Origin of the sequence: Bacillus sp. FSL M7-0307 (assembly GCF_038627835.1) — a bacterium.
Lineage (GTDB): Bacteria > Bacillota > Bacilli > Bacillales > Bacillaceae > Bacillus > Bacillus altitudinis.
Genome location: NZ_CP152023.1, coordinates 2,844,729 through 2,858,679, shown reverse-complemented (window position 1 = coordinate 2,858,679; position 13,951 = coordinate 2,844,729). Strand labels below are relative to the sequence as shown.

Genomic DNA, 13,951 nt, shown 5'->3' with positions numbered 1-13,951 from the left:
ACATGAAGAAGATATTGGTCATTGATGATCATCCGGCTGTCATGGAAGGGACAAAAAGCATATTAGAATCAGATCAGCAGCTATCAGTCGATTGTTTAAGTCCTGATGCAGAAGGCGCCTTTTTAAAGACGCATGACTTTTCCATCTATGATGTGATCTTGATGGATTTAAATCTCGGGGATATCAATGGAATGGACATTGCCAAACAAATTCTAGAAACGAATCAACAAGTGAAAATTATCATTTATACAGGATATGAAGTAGATGATTATTTCGAAGAGGCCATTCGAGCTGGATTGCATGGTGCAATAAGTAAAACAGAGACAAAAGACAAAATTATTGAATACATACACCGCACATTGCAAGGAGAAGTTGTCATTCAGCTATCCTATTTAAAGAAATTAATTTCACAGCAGCAAGAGAAGCCAGAACAGGCGCAGCAGACGGATCATGAGCTGTTAACAGAGCGTGAATGTTTAATCTTAAGAGAAGTGGAAAAAGGGTACACAAACCAAGAGATCGCCGATGTGCTTCATTTGAGCAAACGCTCGATTGAATACAGTTTGACCTCCATCTTTAATAAGCTGAATGTTGGATCTCGAACAGAAGCGGTGTTAATTGCAAAATCGGAAAGTGTCCTGTAAACGTGTGAAGGGAGAGGGCCTTGATGGATGTGAGTGGTTCAAATACACTGCTTGAGGCACTGGGGATTGAGATTGTGGAATGCAATACGTCACGATGCGTGGCGACAATGCCAGTCGATCACCGAACAAAACAGCCATTTGGATTACTGCATGGAGGAGCATCAGCTGCTCTAGCAGAAACAGTGGCAAGCATGGGTGCTGCTGCTCATTTAGACTTAACTCAGCAGGTTTGTTCAGGTATTGAAATCAATGCCAATCATTTAAAATCTGTACGTGATGGAGTGGTGACAGCTACAGCTGTTCCTGTACATGTAGGACGGCGTACAATGGTATTCCAAATCGATATAAAAGATGATCGAGACCGTCATATCTGTACGTCAAGATGTACACTCGCTGTCATTGATCGCATATAAAAAAGCTCCCGGTGCAGCGGAAGCTTTTTTTAATACCCTTTTATGAACATGCGGGTAAAGTGAACAAGACCTGAATGTCAGGTTCTTCATTTATAAATAAGAGTCTTCTTTTCGTTTAATGACAAAGTTACGGAAACCGCCATAATCATCTTGGACACTTCGTTTGTCCATTTTCACACCAGTGTTGTAAGCGGCTCTTCCGATCAAATGAGCGCCGACTGGTGCGGTCAGAAAGATAAAGACAATCCCAAGCAGGATTTTCGCAGAGATGATCCCTGCAAGAAACCATTCATGAAAGAATACACCAACTAAAATGAGAACAACACCAAGTGTCGATGCTTTTGATGCAGCATGCATACGTGTGTAAACATCCGGCAGGCGAAGGACACCAATGGCTGAAATCAAACAGAGGATAGCGCCAAGCAGAATAAAGAAAATCACAATAGCTTTAGCGATGACGATCATTTTCAATCACTTCCCCTTTCTCAAGGAATTTGGAAAAAGCGACAGTGCCGATAAAGGCAAGAATACCGAGCAGTAAAATAATTTCAAAGAACGTAGTGGTTTTCAGTAAGATAGACACGATGGCTGTCATCCCAATTAAATTGATTCCTATCGCATCAAGCGCACTAACGCGATCAGGAATAGAAGGTCCTTTGATGACCCGTATGACAAAAAGCAAAGTAGACAGCGCAAGAATTCCAAGTGACATTTGCAAGATCAGTTCCATTACTTACCGCTCACCTCCTGAATCGCTTTTTCAAATGATACCCGAATATCGTGGATGGCTTTTTCAGCATCTTCAATATCCATCGCATGAATATATAAAATCGAGCGATCATCGGAAATATCGATGACCAGTGTACCAGGTGTTAATGTAATCATATTGGCCAGTATGGTGATTTCCCAATCTGTTTTTAAATCTGTACGAAAGGCGAAAATACCAGGCTTGATTTTAAGCTTTGGAGATAACACCGTCTTGAGTACACTCAAATTAGCAAGAAGCAGCTCTCTGATAAAAATGATGACGAGCTTGAAAATCGCATAAAGGGCATAGCCGTAAAAACGTTGCGGGAAGAATCGCCGCAGCATAAAAATGGCGATCATCCCTAGTGCAAAGCCTGATACAAAGTCTGCAGCTCTGTATGTATCATTCATAAACATCCATGTAAAGGCGAGGAGAGCGTTTAATAATATTTGAAAGGCCATGTTCATCTACTCCTTCAGCACAGCTTGAATATATTTTTCTGGTGTTGAAAGCATTTCCGCAGCTTGATTGATATAAGGTGCAATGAATTCTGTGCCTAATCCAATCGCAAGCGATAAGACAACAAGCAGTACCCCAGGATACACCATTCCTCTAATGGATGGCTTTCTTCTTCGCATATCCTGTTCCTCTCCCCAAAACGCGAGCATGAAAATCCTCATAACAGAATAAAGGACAAGAAGACTGGACAGTAAAACAAGGATAGAGAACGTCATGTACCCAGCAGAAAACCCACCTTCAACAATTTTCAGCTTGCCAACAAATCCACTTAGCGGAGGAATACCCGCAAGTGATAAAGCCGATATGAAGAACATCCAGCCGAGTAGAGGCTGGGATTGAATCAGCCCACCCATTTTTTTCAGATGGTTGGTTCCAGCATACACAAACAGTGCCCCTGCGAGCATAAATAGAGCTCCTTTGATCACCATATCGTGAATGAGGTAATAAATGGCGCCTTGAAGTGATGCCGGTGTATTGGCCGCAATCCCAAACAAAATGACACCAACAGCTGTGACAATGTTATAAATCACAATTTTTTGCACATCAGAATAGGCGATAGAGCCAATGACACCGAATATAACCGTTAGAGCGGCCAGCCAAGCCATAAGTGTATGTGTAAAACCTGTATCATGTATAAAGATAAGTGTGAAGACCCTGGCAATTGCATATAGGCCGACCTTTGTCAGCAGTGCACCAAACAAAGCTGAAATCGCTGCTGGCGGAGCATGATAAGACCCTGGCAGCCAGAAATAAAGCGGGAAGACCCCAGCTTTTAAGCCAAATACAATCAGGAACAGAATGGCAATCACGGTGATTAACCCTGTTTGCCCAGATTCAGCTATTTTCACACTTAAATCAGCCATGTTCAGTGTGCCTGTGACTGCATATAAACACGCTACGCCAACAATAAATAATGCCGATGAGATAATATTAAACACAATATATTTCAGTGATTCACGAAGCTGAGGCTTTGAACCACCCAGAACAATGAGCATATAAGATGCCATCAGCAACAATTCAAAGAAGACAAACAGGTTGAAAATATCTCCCGTTAAAAAGGCACCACTGACACCAGCTAACAAGAATTGGACACCAGAATAATAGAACAGCCGCTCTCTTTCTTTCCCAATCGTTTGAAAGGAAAAAAGAACTGTGACAAGTCCAACAATGGAAGCGGTCAGCACAAGAAGCGCAGCAAACTGATCGGCCACAAGGGCAATGCCAAACGGTGCTTTCCAGCCGCCCAAATAAAGGGTTTGTATGCCGTTTGTGAAAATCGTTTGGACCAAATAGACATTACAGATAATGGCTAAAAGAGATGCAAACACACTAAAGCCTCTCGACAGCATGGTGTTTTTATTCATAAAGATCAATAATGTAGCAGCTAGTAATGGTATTAAAATAGGCAGGATCACGAGATTATTCATGCTGATCATTTCCTCTCATTTGATCCATGTCATCTGTTCTCAGCTCTTGGAAGGCACGGAAGGCCATCACGAGCAAAAAGGATGTTACACCAAAAGCAATGACAATGGCTGTTAAAATTAATGCTTGTGGCAATGGATCTACATAGGATGTGAGCCCCTCTTTCAAAATAGGAGGTGCTCCCTTTTTTAAGCCGCCCATTGTTAATAGAAGCAAATGGACGCCGTGACTTAAAACGGCAGTACCGACGATGACCCGCAGAAGGCTTTTTGAAAGCATTAAATAGGTCGCTGCCATAAAAATGATTCCGACGATAATAGACATTAGAAATTCCATTATTCCTTCTCTCCAATCGTTTGAATAATGGTCATGGTGACACCAACAACAACTAAATACACACCGATATCAAACAGGACCGCTGTCGCCAGTTCTGTTTTCCCTAGAAACGGCAGTTGGAAATAATCAAATGCATGGGATAGGAAAGGTGCTCCGAACAGAAAAGATCCCATACCTGTTAGGATGGCAACGAGCAAACCGACACCAGCCACATAAATAAAGTCAAATGGTAAAATGCGTCTGACTGTTTTAAGGTCATAGGCTAAAAGCAGAAGGACGACAGCACCAGCACTCATCAAACCGCCAATGAATCCTCCGCCAGGATTGTTATGTCCTGCAAGAAATAGGTGAAGTGAGAAAAGCAAGATGATGAATGCTGTAATTTTAGTTGTGACTTGTAAGAGCATATCATTCGTATCAATCTTTCTCATCGCCGTACGCCTCTCTTCCGTTTTCCTTGTGCTTTTACCTTCAATAATCCATAAATACCGAGTGCCGCAATGGCCAGCACTGTAATCTCAAAGAGTGTATCAAAGCCCCTGAAATCGACAAGAATGACATTGACAATATTGTCTCCGCCAGCCAGTTTGTAGCTGTTTTCAATGAAGTACGTTGAAATTGTGTCAAGAGATTGCTGGCTTGTTGAAGCGAAAGCAAGACAGGTGACAACGACTCCAACACCTAATGAGATGATCAAATTTGTTAATTTAAATCTTCGTGTTTTTTGCTTCAGGCTCAGCTTTGGCAAATGATAGAAGCAAAGTAAAAACAGCGCGACAGAAATGGTTTCAATAATGAGCTGTGTCAGCGCAAGGTCAGGTGCTCTGAAAATCACGAAGAACAATGACAGCGTGTAGCCCATAACACCTAGCGCAATAATAGCTGTTAAGCGTGAACGAGCAAATACAGTCGTGACTGTCGCTGCGACCATCACAAGTGAAAGGATGACTTCGTACGTGCCGATTGATGCAGCGTGCTCAGTTTGAAATGAGAAGGCTTGCTTGTAGAACATCACGCTGCCAAGCACGATAATCATAAACCCAAATACATAGACAAGATAGTCACGAAGGAATCCTGTCATATAGCTGTTTGTTAGGCGGTAAGCCCCTTTTTCTACACCTATAAGCGAACGATCATACAAAGCGTTAAATGACCATTTTTCCTTAAATATGTTGTACATTGGGCGCCATTTTGACAGCGTTAAATAGCCAATGGTACCGAGCGCAACTACACCAATTGTCATGTAAAGCTCTGGCTGGAATCCATGCCACGCTTCAATTTTTACGGCAAAGCGGCTTCCTGTTTGAATGGCTTCTGGAATGATCGCTTGAATGGCAGGTTCAATGACAGAATAGGCAAGAATATTAGGGAAAAAGAAGAACGTGACCACAAGTGCAGCTAAAATAATTGGCGGGATCAGCATACCAATCGGTGCTTCATGCGGTTTTTTCTCCAATTGATCGACATTCAGACGGCCTCTAAATGTTTTGAAGACGATCATCATACTGTAGATGAACGTAAACACACTAGCGAGCCATGCGATAGCAGGGAAGACAGCCCCCCATGTTGAAACATCCGTAAAGCTGATGTCAGAAATCCGGATCATACTTGTGAAAAATAGCTCTTTACTTAAAAATCCATTAAATGGCGGGAGTCCAGCCATCGAGAATGTACCAATTAACGTAATTGTAAAGGTAATTGGCATGATGGTCATTAATCCACCTAATTTGCGAATATCACGTGTACCTGTTTCGTGATCGATAATCCCTGCTGCCATAAAGAGACTACCTTTAAAGGTCGCGTGGTTAATGAGATGAAAAATAGCAGCAAGAACGGCTGCGCCAAAAAAGGCAGGGTTGTTTTCATGAATGGCAGCTGCGCCTACTCCTAGCATGAGCATAATCATACCGAGTTGACTCACTGTCGAGAAGGCCAGAATGGCTTTCAAATCATTTTGCCGAACGGCGTGGAAAGATCCCCAGAATAGTGTGATAAGTCCGACAATCGAAATGGTCCAAAACCACACCTCTGATATAGCAAAAATCGGACTAAAGCGGGCAACCAGATAAATACCGGCTTTGACCATAGTAGCAGAATGCAGATAACTGCTTACAGGGGTTGGTGCTTCCATAGCATCAGGCAGCCAAATATAAAATGGGAACTGCGCTGATTTCGTGAAGGCCCCTAGTAAAATGAGAACCATCGCAGGGATGAAATAAGGTGATGCCATAATGAGCTGAAGCTGATTGACTGCTTCGCGAATACTGAATGAATCAGTGATCAGGTAAATGAGGATGAAGCCGCCAAGCATAGCTAATCCGCCAAACACAGTAATAAGCAGTGATTTGGTTGCTCCGTAACGAGAACGCTCACGCTTATACCAATATCCAATTAAGAGGAAGGAAGAGATACTCGTTAGCTCCCAGAACAAATAAAGTACGACCATGTTGTCAGAGAGGACAACACCAAGCATAGCGGTCATAAACATTAATAAATACGTATAGAAAGAGCCAAGCTGTTCTTTTTCCTTTGATAAGTAGAAAATACTGTACAGTACCACAAGTGCACCAATACCTGTGATGAGTAAAGCAAATAACAGGCTGAGACCATCTACATACACAGTGAAATTCATCCCTAGAGAGGGAATCCATTCAGCTTGTGAGAACAACGTTCGTCCATTCGAGGTGATCTGGAGCATTTGGATGAAATAGGTAAATAAAAGAATAGGCAAGATGAGAACAAACCATCCTGTATGTATACGCCTTACGTATTTAAAGAGAAAAGGGACGACAAAGGCAAGTAAAAAAGGTGATAGGATGGCGAAGTGAATAAGCTGCAAGAAAATGAACCTCCTTTGATCAATATAAATTCACGTTCTAAAGAACTGGTAATTAAAATTATAGCGTAAATACAGACATAGTGCATTGGTTTGAACTGATTTACGGCAAATTGAATTTATTTTGAGTTCTTTTGACCACAAAAAATATTTTATCAAAAATGAAACTCGTTGTATATTGTTTTGTATTTCGTACATGCTTTTCTTAAAGGAGCTGATCAAATGAAACGAAAGATCACCATCAGCTTAAGCATATTCTGCACGATTTTAGGAGGAGCATTCTTGATTGAACGAAATGATCAAAAAAGGTGGCAGGCCGGGAGTGAATGGCCGCTATTTTCCGAACAACTCCTCCATATGACCTATCCTCAGGCAAAACAGTATCCTTTTCAGCCTCGGGAATATTTACGAATTGTATTAGCTGATGAATGAGGATGTATGGGAGAAAAGAAATATAAAAAAAGCATGTCCCTTATGAAAAGGACATGCTTTTTGTTTCTTTTTTAAGTAAACATTCTGAGTAAGATTGTTGCGCAAATAACGGTTGCTGCTCCGCCAAGACGTGTAGAGACTTGAGCGAAAGGCATAAGGCCCATTCTTCCAGAAGCTGAAAGAATTGCAACGTCACCAGTACCGCCTAATCCACTGTGACAGCCAGTCACAATTGCAGATTCAACTGGATACATGTTCATGAATTTACCAACAAAGTAACCAGAACCAACCATGCCTAGAACAACAGCAATACATACACATACGAAAGGAATCGAAATAACAGTGGCCACATCATCAAGTGGAATGTATAGAATTCCTAAACCAACCATTAGAGGCCATGTAAAGCTTTTCGATACAAACTTGTAGAACTGCTGTGAGCCGTTTTGCAAATGCTGAGGCATCACGTTTAAGTATTTGATTAATGCAGCAAGAACAATCATTAAGATTGGACCTGGAATATGAACAAAACTTTCTAATAAGCCGCCAAAGATAAAAATTGTACATGCAACAAGCACACCTGCACCCATTAAGCTGAAGTCAACTTTAGTATCCATTTCAGGCTGTTCAAAGATTTCATTTGCTTCTTTTGATTTAACAAGTCGTCCATTCCCGTTTAGTTCAGGACGTTTTTCACCAAGCTTTTTCATTGCGCCAGCACAAATGATGGCAATGACGTTCCCAATAACAGCAGCCGGAATCAATTGAGAAATTAATGACTCTGCTGATACACCAAGAATTTGTGAATAAGCAATTGATAATGGCAATATTCCTTCACCGACACCACCGGCAATAATCGGTACAATGATAAAGAAGAACGAATGATGCGGTGTGTAACCAACTAGAAGACCCACTAGAATTCCAGCAGCTACAGCTGTAATTGTACCTGCAACAAGAGGAACAAACATACGAATAAGGCCTTGTACTAAAACAGTTCGTTGCATCCCAAGAATACTACCTACTACAAGAGCAGATATATAGAAGTATAGGAAGTTTGACGTTTTCATCAGAGACGTAACCGCTTCCAACGAGTTTGGATTCAGAACATGAAAAAAGACCAGAAACGATGGTACGAATAAAGAAAGAATCGCCGGTCCACCAATATCTTTTAAGATTGGAATACGTTGTCCTACATCTCCTAGGAAAATCCCCAAAATCATAATAACAGCGAAACCACCAAGCATATTTGCTGGAATTTTATTAAAATAAGCGGCAGTTAAAATAATCGCTGCAAGTACTATATACACAGGTAGATCAATAACACCAATTTTCCAAGAAAGAATTTTTCGGAAAACGCTTTTATTATTGTCAGAATCGTTTGTAATCGATTTCAATTGTTGTGTATTAGCCACATAAACACCCCCAAATGCTATTTGTCTCAATTGTAGAAGATTCTGTGACACTCATCTATTTATTAAACTAAATTAAGTGTAATAAAAGTAAAATAAACGGGGGTTTTGTCGTTTTTATCATACAAAAATCCCCTGAAGATAGTTTGTCCTTCAGGGGATTGATCATACATGGTATTTATTTATCGTTTTCCTTTTAAATAAGGGGTACCAAGTGCTTTTGGTGCGTCTGCTCGTCCAATGAAGCCAGTAAGAGCTAGGATCGTCAGCACATATGGTGCAATGAGCATGTATACGTTCGGGATATCTTGAAACAGCGGAAGCAGAGAGCCAATGATGCTTAAGCTTTGTGCAAATCCAAAGAATAAAGCAGCGCCCATAGCGCCAAATGGGTGCCATTTCCCGAAAACAAGGGCGGCTAGCGCAATGAAACCTTGACCTGTAATGGTGGCGTGTGAGAAATCAAGAGCGATGGTCGATGCATACACAGCTCCGCCAAGACCGCCAAATAGACCACTAATGAAGACGCCGATATAGCGCATCCGGTATACCTTGATTCCCATTGTATCAGCTGCCATTGGATGCTCTCCGACTGCACGAAGTCGCAAGCCAAACGGCATTTTAAATAAAACAAACCAAGCGACAACCGCAAGAACCAATGCGAGAATGGACGTATAATACACATCTTTAAAGAAAATATCACCAATGATCGGAATGTCACTTAAAAGGGGAATATCTCCTTTATAGAAAGGTTCTGTAATTTTATCCGTTTGTGCTTTGCCATAAATCAGTTTGACAACAAACAGCGTAGCACCAAGGGCAAGCATGTTAATCGCAACACCACTGACCGTTTGATCTGCTCTAAACGTAATAGTGGCAACAGCGTGAATGAGTGAGAACACGCCGCCAATGGCCATACCAACAAGAAGACCGAGCCAGGGGGTCAAGGCACCAAACGTATCAGCAAACATTAAGTTAAAGATAATACTAGAAAATGCTCCGACGACCATCAAACCTTCAAGACCGATATTGACGACACCTGATCTTTCTGAAAAGACGCCTCCAAGAGCGGTTAAAATAAGTGGTGCAGCATAAACAAGTGTAGCCGGGACGATGATTTCAAGAATTTGCAGAAATCCCACTTATTTTCCCCCCTTTTTCTTCAATTGTTGAATGACAAGACGGATGATATAGCTTGAGGCAACGAAAAGAATAATGATCGCAATCACAATATCAACGACCTCAGTCGGTACGCCAGATTCAAGCGGCATGTTTAAAGCACCGACTTTCAATCCACCAAGCAATAATGCCGCTAAGACGACACCAACAGCTGTATTTCCGCCTAATAAGGCAACAGCGATTCCATCAAAACCAACGCCAGTGAATGATCCTTTAATCGAAGCATATTCAAATGTTCCGAGTCCTTCCATCGCACCTGCAAGACCTGCAAAGGCACCAGAAATGAGCATCGCATAAATGATGTTGCGTCGAACGTTCATCCCAGCATAATGAGAGGCCTGCTGGTTCATCCCAACTGCGCGTAATTCAAACCCTTTAGAGGTTTTCTGGATAATAACCCACATGACAACAGCCGCAATAATGGCAACAAAAATCCCATTATGCATTCTAGAGAAATCAGTGATCTGCTCAAAAAAACCAGATCGAAGGGAAGCTGTTGCATCAATTTTTTCTGTTTTATCTTTATTGTTTGTTAAGACATTTGAGATTAAATAATTTGTGACATGAAGGGCAATGTAGTTCATCATGATGGTGACAATGACTTCATGTACGTAAAAACGAGCTTTTAAAAATCCGGGAATAAAGCCCCATAATGCACCAGCAGCAGCTGCTGTGATCAGTGCAAGAGGCAGATGGATATACATAGGTGCATGGACAGTTGTGCCGATCCATACAGCAGCTACCCAGCCAATCAGCATTTGACCTTCTACCCCGATATTAAATAGGCCTGTCCGAAATGCAAAGGCAACAGCAAGTCCTGATAAAATATAAGGCGTGACTTGTCGGATGGTTTCTCCCATATAATAGGTTTCACCGAATACGCCATTCCAAAGGGCGCTATAACCTTCGATGACACTATAACCGCTTGCCAGCATAATGATGGCCCCAACGAAAAGACCAAGTACAATGGCTATAAGCGGAATCAGCAGATTTGTTAAGCGATTAGACATTTGCTTCTTTCCCCACTTCCTGTTGCGTACTTCCAGCCATTAACAGACCAAGTTCTTGCTCTGTTGTTTCTTTTGGATCAACAATGGCAATAATGCTGCCTTCGAAAATAACAGCAATCTTATCACTGACATTGATAATTTCATCAAGCTCAAAGGATATGAGCAGAACAGCTTTGCCTGAATCCCTTTGTTCAATCAGACGTTTATGAACAAACTCAATGGCTCCGACATCAAGTCCACGTGTCGGTTGTGCGGCAATTAATAAATCAGGATTTCGGTCAACTTCACGGCCAATAATGGCTTTTTGCTGGTTACCGCCTGATAGCGCACGTGCTTCTGTATATTCACTAGGTGTCCGTACGTCGTATTCAGCAATGATTCGTTTTGCTTTTTGATAAATATTTTTCATATTCATCAAGCCAAACTTCGAATATGGACGCTGATAATACGTTTGTAAGGAAATATTTTCTCCAATTGAAAAGTCAAGGACAAGTCCGTGCTTATGACGGTCTTGAGGAATATGTCCGATACCAGATTCTGTGACCTTACGAGGCGGGAGATTTTGAATGGCTTTCCCGTTTAGCATGATCGTGCCAGATTCGGATTTTTTCAGACCTGTAATGGCTTCAATTAATTCAGATTGACCATTTCCGTCTACACCCGCAATTCCGACAATCTCACCAGCTTTCACTGATAAATTGAGTTGTTTCACGGCTTCAATTCCTCGTGCATCTTTGACAGTGAGATCTTGAATTTGCAAGACTTCTTCAGCAGGGGAGGCTGCTTTTTTGTCTGTTTTAAATGAGACTTCGCGGCCGACCATTAAACTGGCAAGCTCGTCTTTGTTTGTGTGTTCCACATCAAGTGTACGAATGCCTTGCCCTTTTCGGATAATGGTCACGCGATGACAGGCATCCATAATTTCTTTTAGCTTGTGGGTAATTAAAATAATGGATTTGCCTTCATTGATTAAGTTTTTCATAATTTGTATGAGTTCTTTTATTTCTTGAGGTGTTAAGACGGCTGTTGGTTCGTCGAAGATCAAGATATCAGCGCCGCGGTATAGTGTTTTTAAGATTTCTGCTCGCTGCTGCATACCGACTGAGATGTCAGATACTTTAGCGGCAGGGTCTATTTTCAGTCCATAACGGTCAGAAAGTTCCTGCACTTGCTGAATGGCTTGTTCTTTGTCAATCTTTCCAAATTTCTTTGGCTCTTTTCCTAAAATGATGTTTTCAGCCACAGTAAATGTATCAACTAGCATAAAATGCTGATGGACCATTCCAATGCCTAAATCACTTGCATCATTTGGACTAGAGATTGTAACCGGTTTTCCGTGTACCTTGATTTCACCTTTTTCAGGCTGATACAGTCCGAAAAGCACGTTCATGAGCGTTGATTTTCCAGCGCCGTTTTCACCAAGCAGCGCATGAATTTCGCCCTTTTTTAGCTGCAGCGTAATGTTATCATTTGCTACAATGCCAGGGAATTCTTTGCGTATATTCAACATTTCAATGACATAATCCACAGGTTTAACCGCTCCTTTTTTAGGGTGCTGATGAAGATAAAAACTAGCAAAAGAAAAGCTGCAAAACAAGGCTGCAGCTTTTCTTTTACCACCTTTTACGAATAAAGAGGAGGTAAAGGAGAGGCAAGGGGATAAGGCGCGCTTATCCCGATGCACAAATTAAGCTTTAAAATCTTTTAGTTCATCACGTGTTGCAGGGATTTTCACTTCACCCTTGATGATTTTTTGTTTCCATTCTTCGACTTTCTTCAATACATCTTTATCAAGATTCTCTTGAGATGGAGAGATGTCAACGCCGCCTTCTTTCAGACCGTAAGTGATCACTTCGCCACCAGGGAATTTACCTTCTTTTGCTTTTGTTGTTAAGTCTTGTACCGCTGTGTCTACTTTCTTAATCATAGAAGTAAGAGTGACACTTTGTTTTGTTCCAGGTACTTTACCTTCATCATACTGGTCTTTATCAACACCAATGACCCACACTTTGCGGTCAGGATCAGCTTTTTTCAGGTTTTTCGCTTCTGTGAAGACACCAGTTCCAGTTCCGCCTGCTGCGTGGTAAATGACGTCAACGCCAGATTTGTACATACTTTCAGCTGTTGCTTTACCGATGTCTGCTTTATCGAATGCCCCAGCATATTTCACTTCAACTTTTGCTTTTGGATTAGCTGCTTCAACGCCTGCACGGAAACCAACTTCGAATTTTCTGATTAATTCAGAATCAACGCCGCCAACAAAACCAATTTTGTTTGATTTTGTAGAAAGAGCCGCTGCAACACCTACAAGGAATGAACCTTCGTTTTCGTTAAATGTAATGCTTGCTACGTTGTCTTTTTTTACAACTGCATCAACGATGGCAAAGTGGTTTTTCTTACGTTGATTCGCAATTTCAGTAATAGAATCTTGCATTAAGAAACCAATTCCGTAAATCAAATCAAATTTCTCACGAGCAAGTGTGTTTAAGTTTGTTGTATAGTCAGCGTCTGATTTAGATTGTAAGTAATCAAAGCCGTTTTTACCTTTTGTTAAATTGTTGTCTTTCCCAAATGCTTGTAAACCTTCCCAAGCAGATTGGTTAAACGATTTGTCATCGACACCACCGACATCAGTTACCATTGCAACAGTGAATTGATCTTTATCTTTTTTGTTTTCACCGCTGTTTGAGCCAGAGTTGCCGCATGCTCCAAGGATGGTTCCTGCTGCTACGACTAAGGACAATGCAAGTCCAATTTTGCGCTTCTTCAAAACATAACCCCCTATAAAATTTAAAAGTTTCAGAAAAGTCTCGCGAAAAAAGACCGACTCTTGCCTTCTCCTATCCTTCTGAAAAGGGTATTTTATCCTGCATTCTTTTAAAATTGATGGAAACAGGAGAGAAGATGTAAGACATCAGACTTATATCTCGTTGAACTAATCAATCATAATTTATCATTTCCCATCGAATAAATAAATAGAAATTTGTTTTATTTTTAAAAAAA

15 protein-coding genes are annotated in these 13,951 nt (G+C 41.2%); 3 read left to right on the top strand and 12 right to left on the bottom strand.

Annotation, left to right across the window (positions count from 1 at the left end; all coding sequences use genetic code 11):
• The first annotated feature begins 2 nt into the window (after window positions 1-2).
• Together MHI41_RS14740 and MHI41_RS14735 are read left to right on the top strand one after the other, a co-directional pair.
• The gene (locus MHI41_RS14740; RefSeq protein WP_007500477.1) at window positions 3-644 is read left to right on the top strand and encodes a response regulator transcription factor; all 642 of its coding nucleotides are present in this window, start codon (window positions 3-5) and stop codon (window positions 642-644) included.
• Between the two features lie 23 nt (window positions 645-667).
• On the top strand, window positions 668-1,057 hold the full coding sequence (locus tag MHI41_RS14735; protein ID WP_008345855.1) for a hotdog fold thioesterase: 390 nt from the start codon (window positions 668-670) through the stop codon (window positions 1,055-1,057).
• Window positions 1,058-1,147: 90 nt separating this feature from the next.
• Here the strand turns inward: MHI41_RS14735 and mnhG are convergent, their stop codons facing one another.
• Genes mnhG through MHI41_RS14700 form a run of 7 tightly spaced genes read right to left on the bottom strand, consistent with a single transcriptional unit; the run spans window position 1,148 to window position 6,924 of the window.
• Window positions 1,148-1,522 (bottom strand): monovalent cation/H(+) antiporter subunit G, encoded by a 375-nt coding sequence (gene mnhG, locus MHI41_RS14730; protein ID WP_003213369.1) that lies wholly within the window; start codon window positions 1,520-1,522, stop codon window positions 1,148-1,150.
• Window positions 1,506-1,787, bottom strand: a complete 282-nt coding sequence (locus MHI41_RS14725; RefSeq protein WP_008345849.1) for a Na(+)/H(+) antiporter subunit F1 — start codon at window positions 1,785-1,787, stop codon at window positions 1,506-1,508. The genes mnhG and MHI41_RS14725 overlap by 17 nt, the downstream gene beginning before the upstream one ends.
• Entirely contained in the window at window positions 1,787-2,266 is a 480-nt protein-coding gene (locus tag MHI41_RS14720) for a Na+/H+ antiporter subunit E (protein ID WP_008345848.1), read from the bottom strand. The genes MHI41_RS14725 and MHI41_RS14720 overlap by 1 nt, the downstream gene beginning before the upstream one ends.
• Window positions 2,267-2,272: 6 nt before the next feature.
• Window positions 2,273-3,751 (bottom strand): Na+/H+ antiporter subunit D, encoded by a 1,479-nt coding sequence (locus tag MHI41_RS14715; protein WP_265786131.1) that lies wholly within the window; start codon window positions 3,749-3,751, stop codon window positions 2,273-2,275.
• Window positions 3,744-4,085 (bottom strand): Na(+)/H(+) antiporter subunit C, encoded by a 342-nt coding sequence (locus tag MHI41_RS14710; RefSeq protein ID WP_003213576.1) that lies wholly within the window; start codon window positions 4,083-4,085, stop codon window positions 3,744-3,746. Before MHI41_RS14710 ends, MHI41_RS14715 begins: the two co-directional genes overlap by 8 nt.
• Window positions 4,085-4,516, bottom strand: a complete 432-nt coding sequence (locus tag MHI41_RS14705) for a Na(+)/H(+) antiporter subunit B (protein WP_008345843.1) — start codon at window positions 4,514-4,516, stop codon at window positions 4,085-4,087. Before MHI41_RS14705 ends, MHI41_RS14710 begins: the two co-directional genes overlap by 1 nt.
• Window positions 4,513-6,924, bottom strand: coding sequence for a Na+/H+ antiporter subunit A (locus tag MHI41_RS14700; protein WP_035389255.1), 2,412 nt, complete (start codon window positions 6,922-6,924; stop codon window positions 4,513-4,515). Before MHI41_RS14700 ends, MHI41_RS14705 begins: the two co-directional genes overlap by 4 nt.
• A gap of 219 nt (window positions 6,925-7,143) precedes the next feature.
• Between MHI41_RS14700 and MHI41_RS14695 the strand changes: the two genes are divergently transcribed.
• Entirely contained in the window at window positions 7,144-7,353 is a 210-nt protein-coding gene (locus MHI41_RS14695) for a hypothetical protein (RefSeq protein ID WP_035389253.1), read from the top strand.
• 71 nt (window positions 7,354-7,424) lie between these two features.
• Here MHI41_RS14695 and MHI41_RS14690 read toward each other — a convergent pair whose 3' ends face one another.
• The 5 genes from MHI41_RS14690 to MHI41_RS14670 form a co-directional block, all read right to left on the bottom strand.
• Entirely contained in the window at window positions 7,425-8,762 is a 1,338-nt protein-coding gene (locus MHI41_RS14690; RefSeq protein ID WP_342494271.1) for a 2-hydroxycarboxylate transporter family protein, read from the bottom strand.
• A gap of 179 nt (window positions 8,763-8,941) precedes the next feature.
• Window positions 8,942-9,901 carry an ABC transporter permease gene (locus MHI41_RS14685; RefSeq protein WP_008345835.1) on the bottom strand — a complete coding sequence of 320 codons (960 nt, stop codon included), beginning with the start codon at window positions 9,899-9,901 and terminating at the stop codon, window positions 8,942-8,944.
• Window positions 9,902-10,948, bottom strand: coding sequence for an ABC transporter permease (locus MHI41_RS14680; protein ID WP_048002202.1), 1,047 nt, complete (start codon window positions 10,946-10,948; stop codon window positions 9,902-9,904).
• Window positions 10,941-12,476 carry an ABC transporter ATP-binding protein gene (locus MHI41_RS14675; RefSeq protein ID WP_008345830.1) on the bottom strand — a complete coding sequence of 512 codons (1,536 nt, stop codon included), beginning with the start codon at window positions 12,474-12,476 and terminating at the stop codon, window positions 10,941-10,943. Before MHI41_RS14675 ends, MHI41_RS14680 begins: the two co-directional genes overlap by 8 nt.
• A 159-nt stretch (window positions 12,477-12,635) precedes the next feature.
• Window positions 12,636-13,718, bottom strand: coding sequence for a BMP family protein (locus tag MHI41_RS14670; RefSeq protein ID WP_008345828.1), 1,083 nt, complete (start codon window positions 13,716-13,718; stop codon window positions 12,636-12,638).
• Window positions 13,719-13,951: the final 233 nt, after the last annotated feature.

Excerpts from the sequence above, each read along its gene's own strand:
- MHI41_RS14740 (WP_007500477.1), top strand. The coding sequence starts at position 3 with ATGAAGAAGATATTGGTCATTGATGATCATCCGGCTGTCATGGAAGGG.
- MHI41_RS14725 (WP_008345849.1), bottom strand. The coding sequence starts at position 1,787 with ATGGAACTGATCTTGCAAATGTCACTTGGAATTCTTGCGCTGTCTACT.
- MHI41_RS14705 (WP_008345843.1), bottom strand. The coding sequence starts at position 4,516 with ATGAGAAAGATTGATACGAATGATATGCTCTTACAAGTCACAACTAAA.
- MHI41_RS14710 (WP_003213576.1), bottom strand. The coding sequence starts at position 4,085 with ATGGAATTTCTAATGTCTATTATCGTCGGAATCATTTTTATGGCAGCG.
- MHI41_RS14680 (WP_048002202.1), bottom strand. The coding sequence starts at position 10,948 with ATGTCTAATCGCTTAACAAATCTGCTGATTCCGCTTATAGCCATTGTA.
- MHI41_RS14720 (WP_008345848.1), bottom strand. The coding sequence starts at position 2,266 with ATGGCCTTTCAAATATTATTAAACGCTCTCCTCGCCTTTACATGGATG.
- MHI41_RS14715 (WP_265786131.1), bottom strand. The coding sequence starts at position 3,751 with ATGAATAATCTCGTGATCCTGCCTATTTTAATACCATTACTAGCTGCT.
- mnhG (WP_003213369.1), bottom strand. The coding sequence starts at position 1,522 with ATGATCGTCATCGCTAAAGCTATTGTGATTTTCTTTATTCTGCTTGGC.
- MHI41_RS14735 (WP_008345855.1), top strand. The coding sequence starts at position 668 with ATGGATGTGAGTGGTTCAAATACACTGCTTGAGGCACTGGGGATTGAG.
- MHI41_RS14695 (WP_035389253.1), top strand. The coding sequence starts at position 7,144 with ATGAAACGAAAGATCACCATCAGCTTAAGCATATTCTGCACGATTTTA.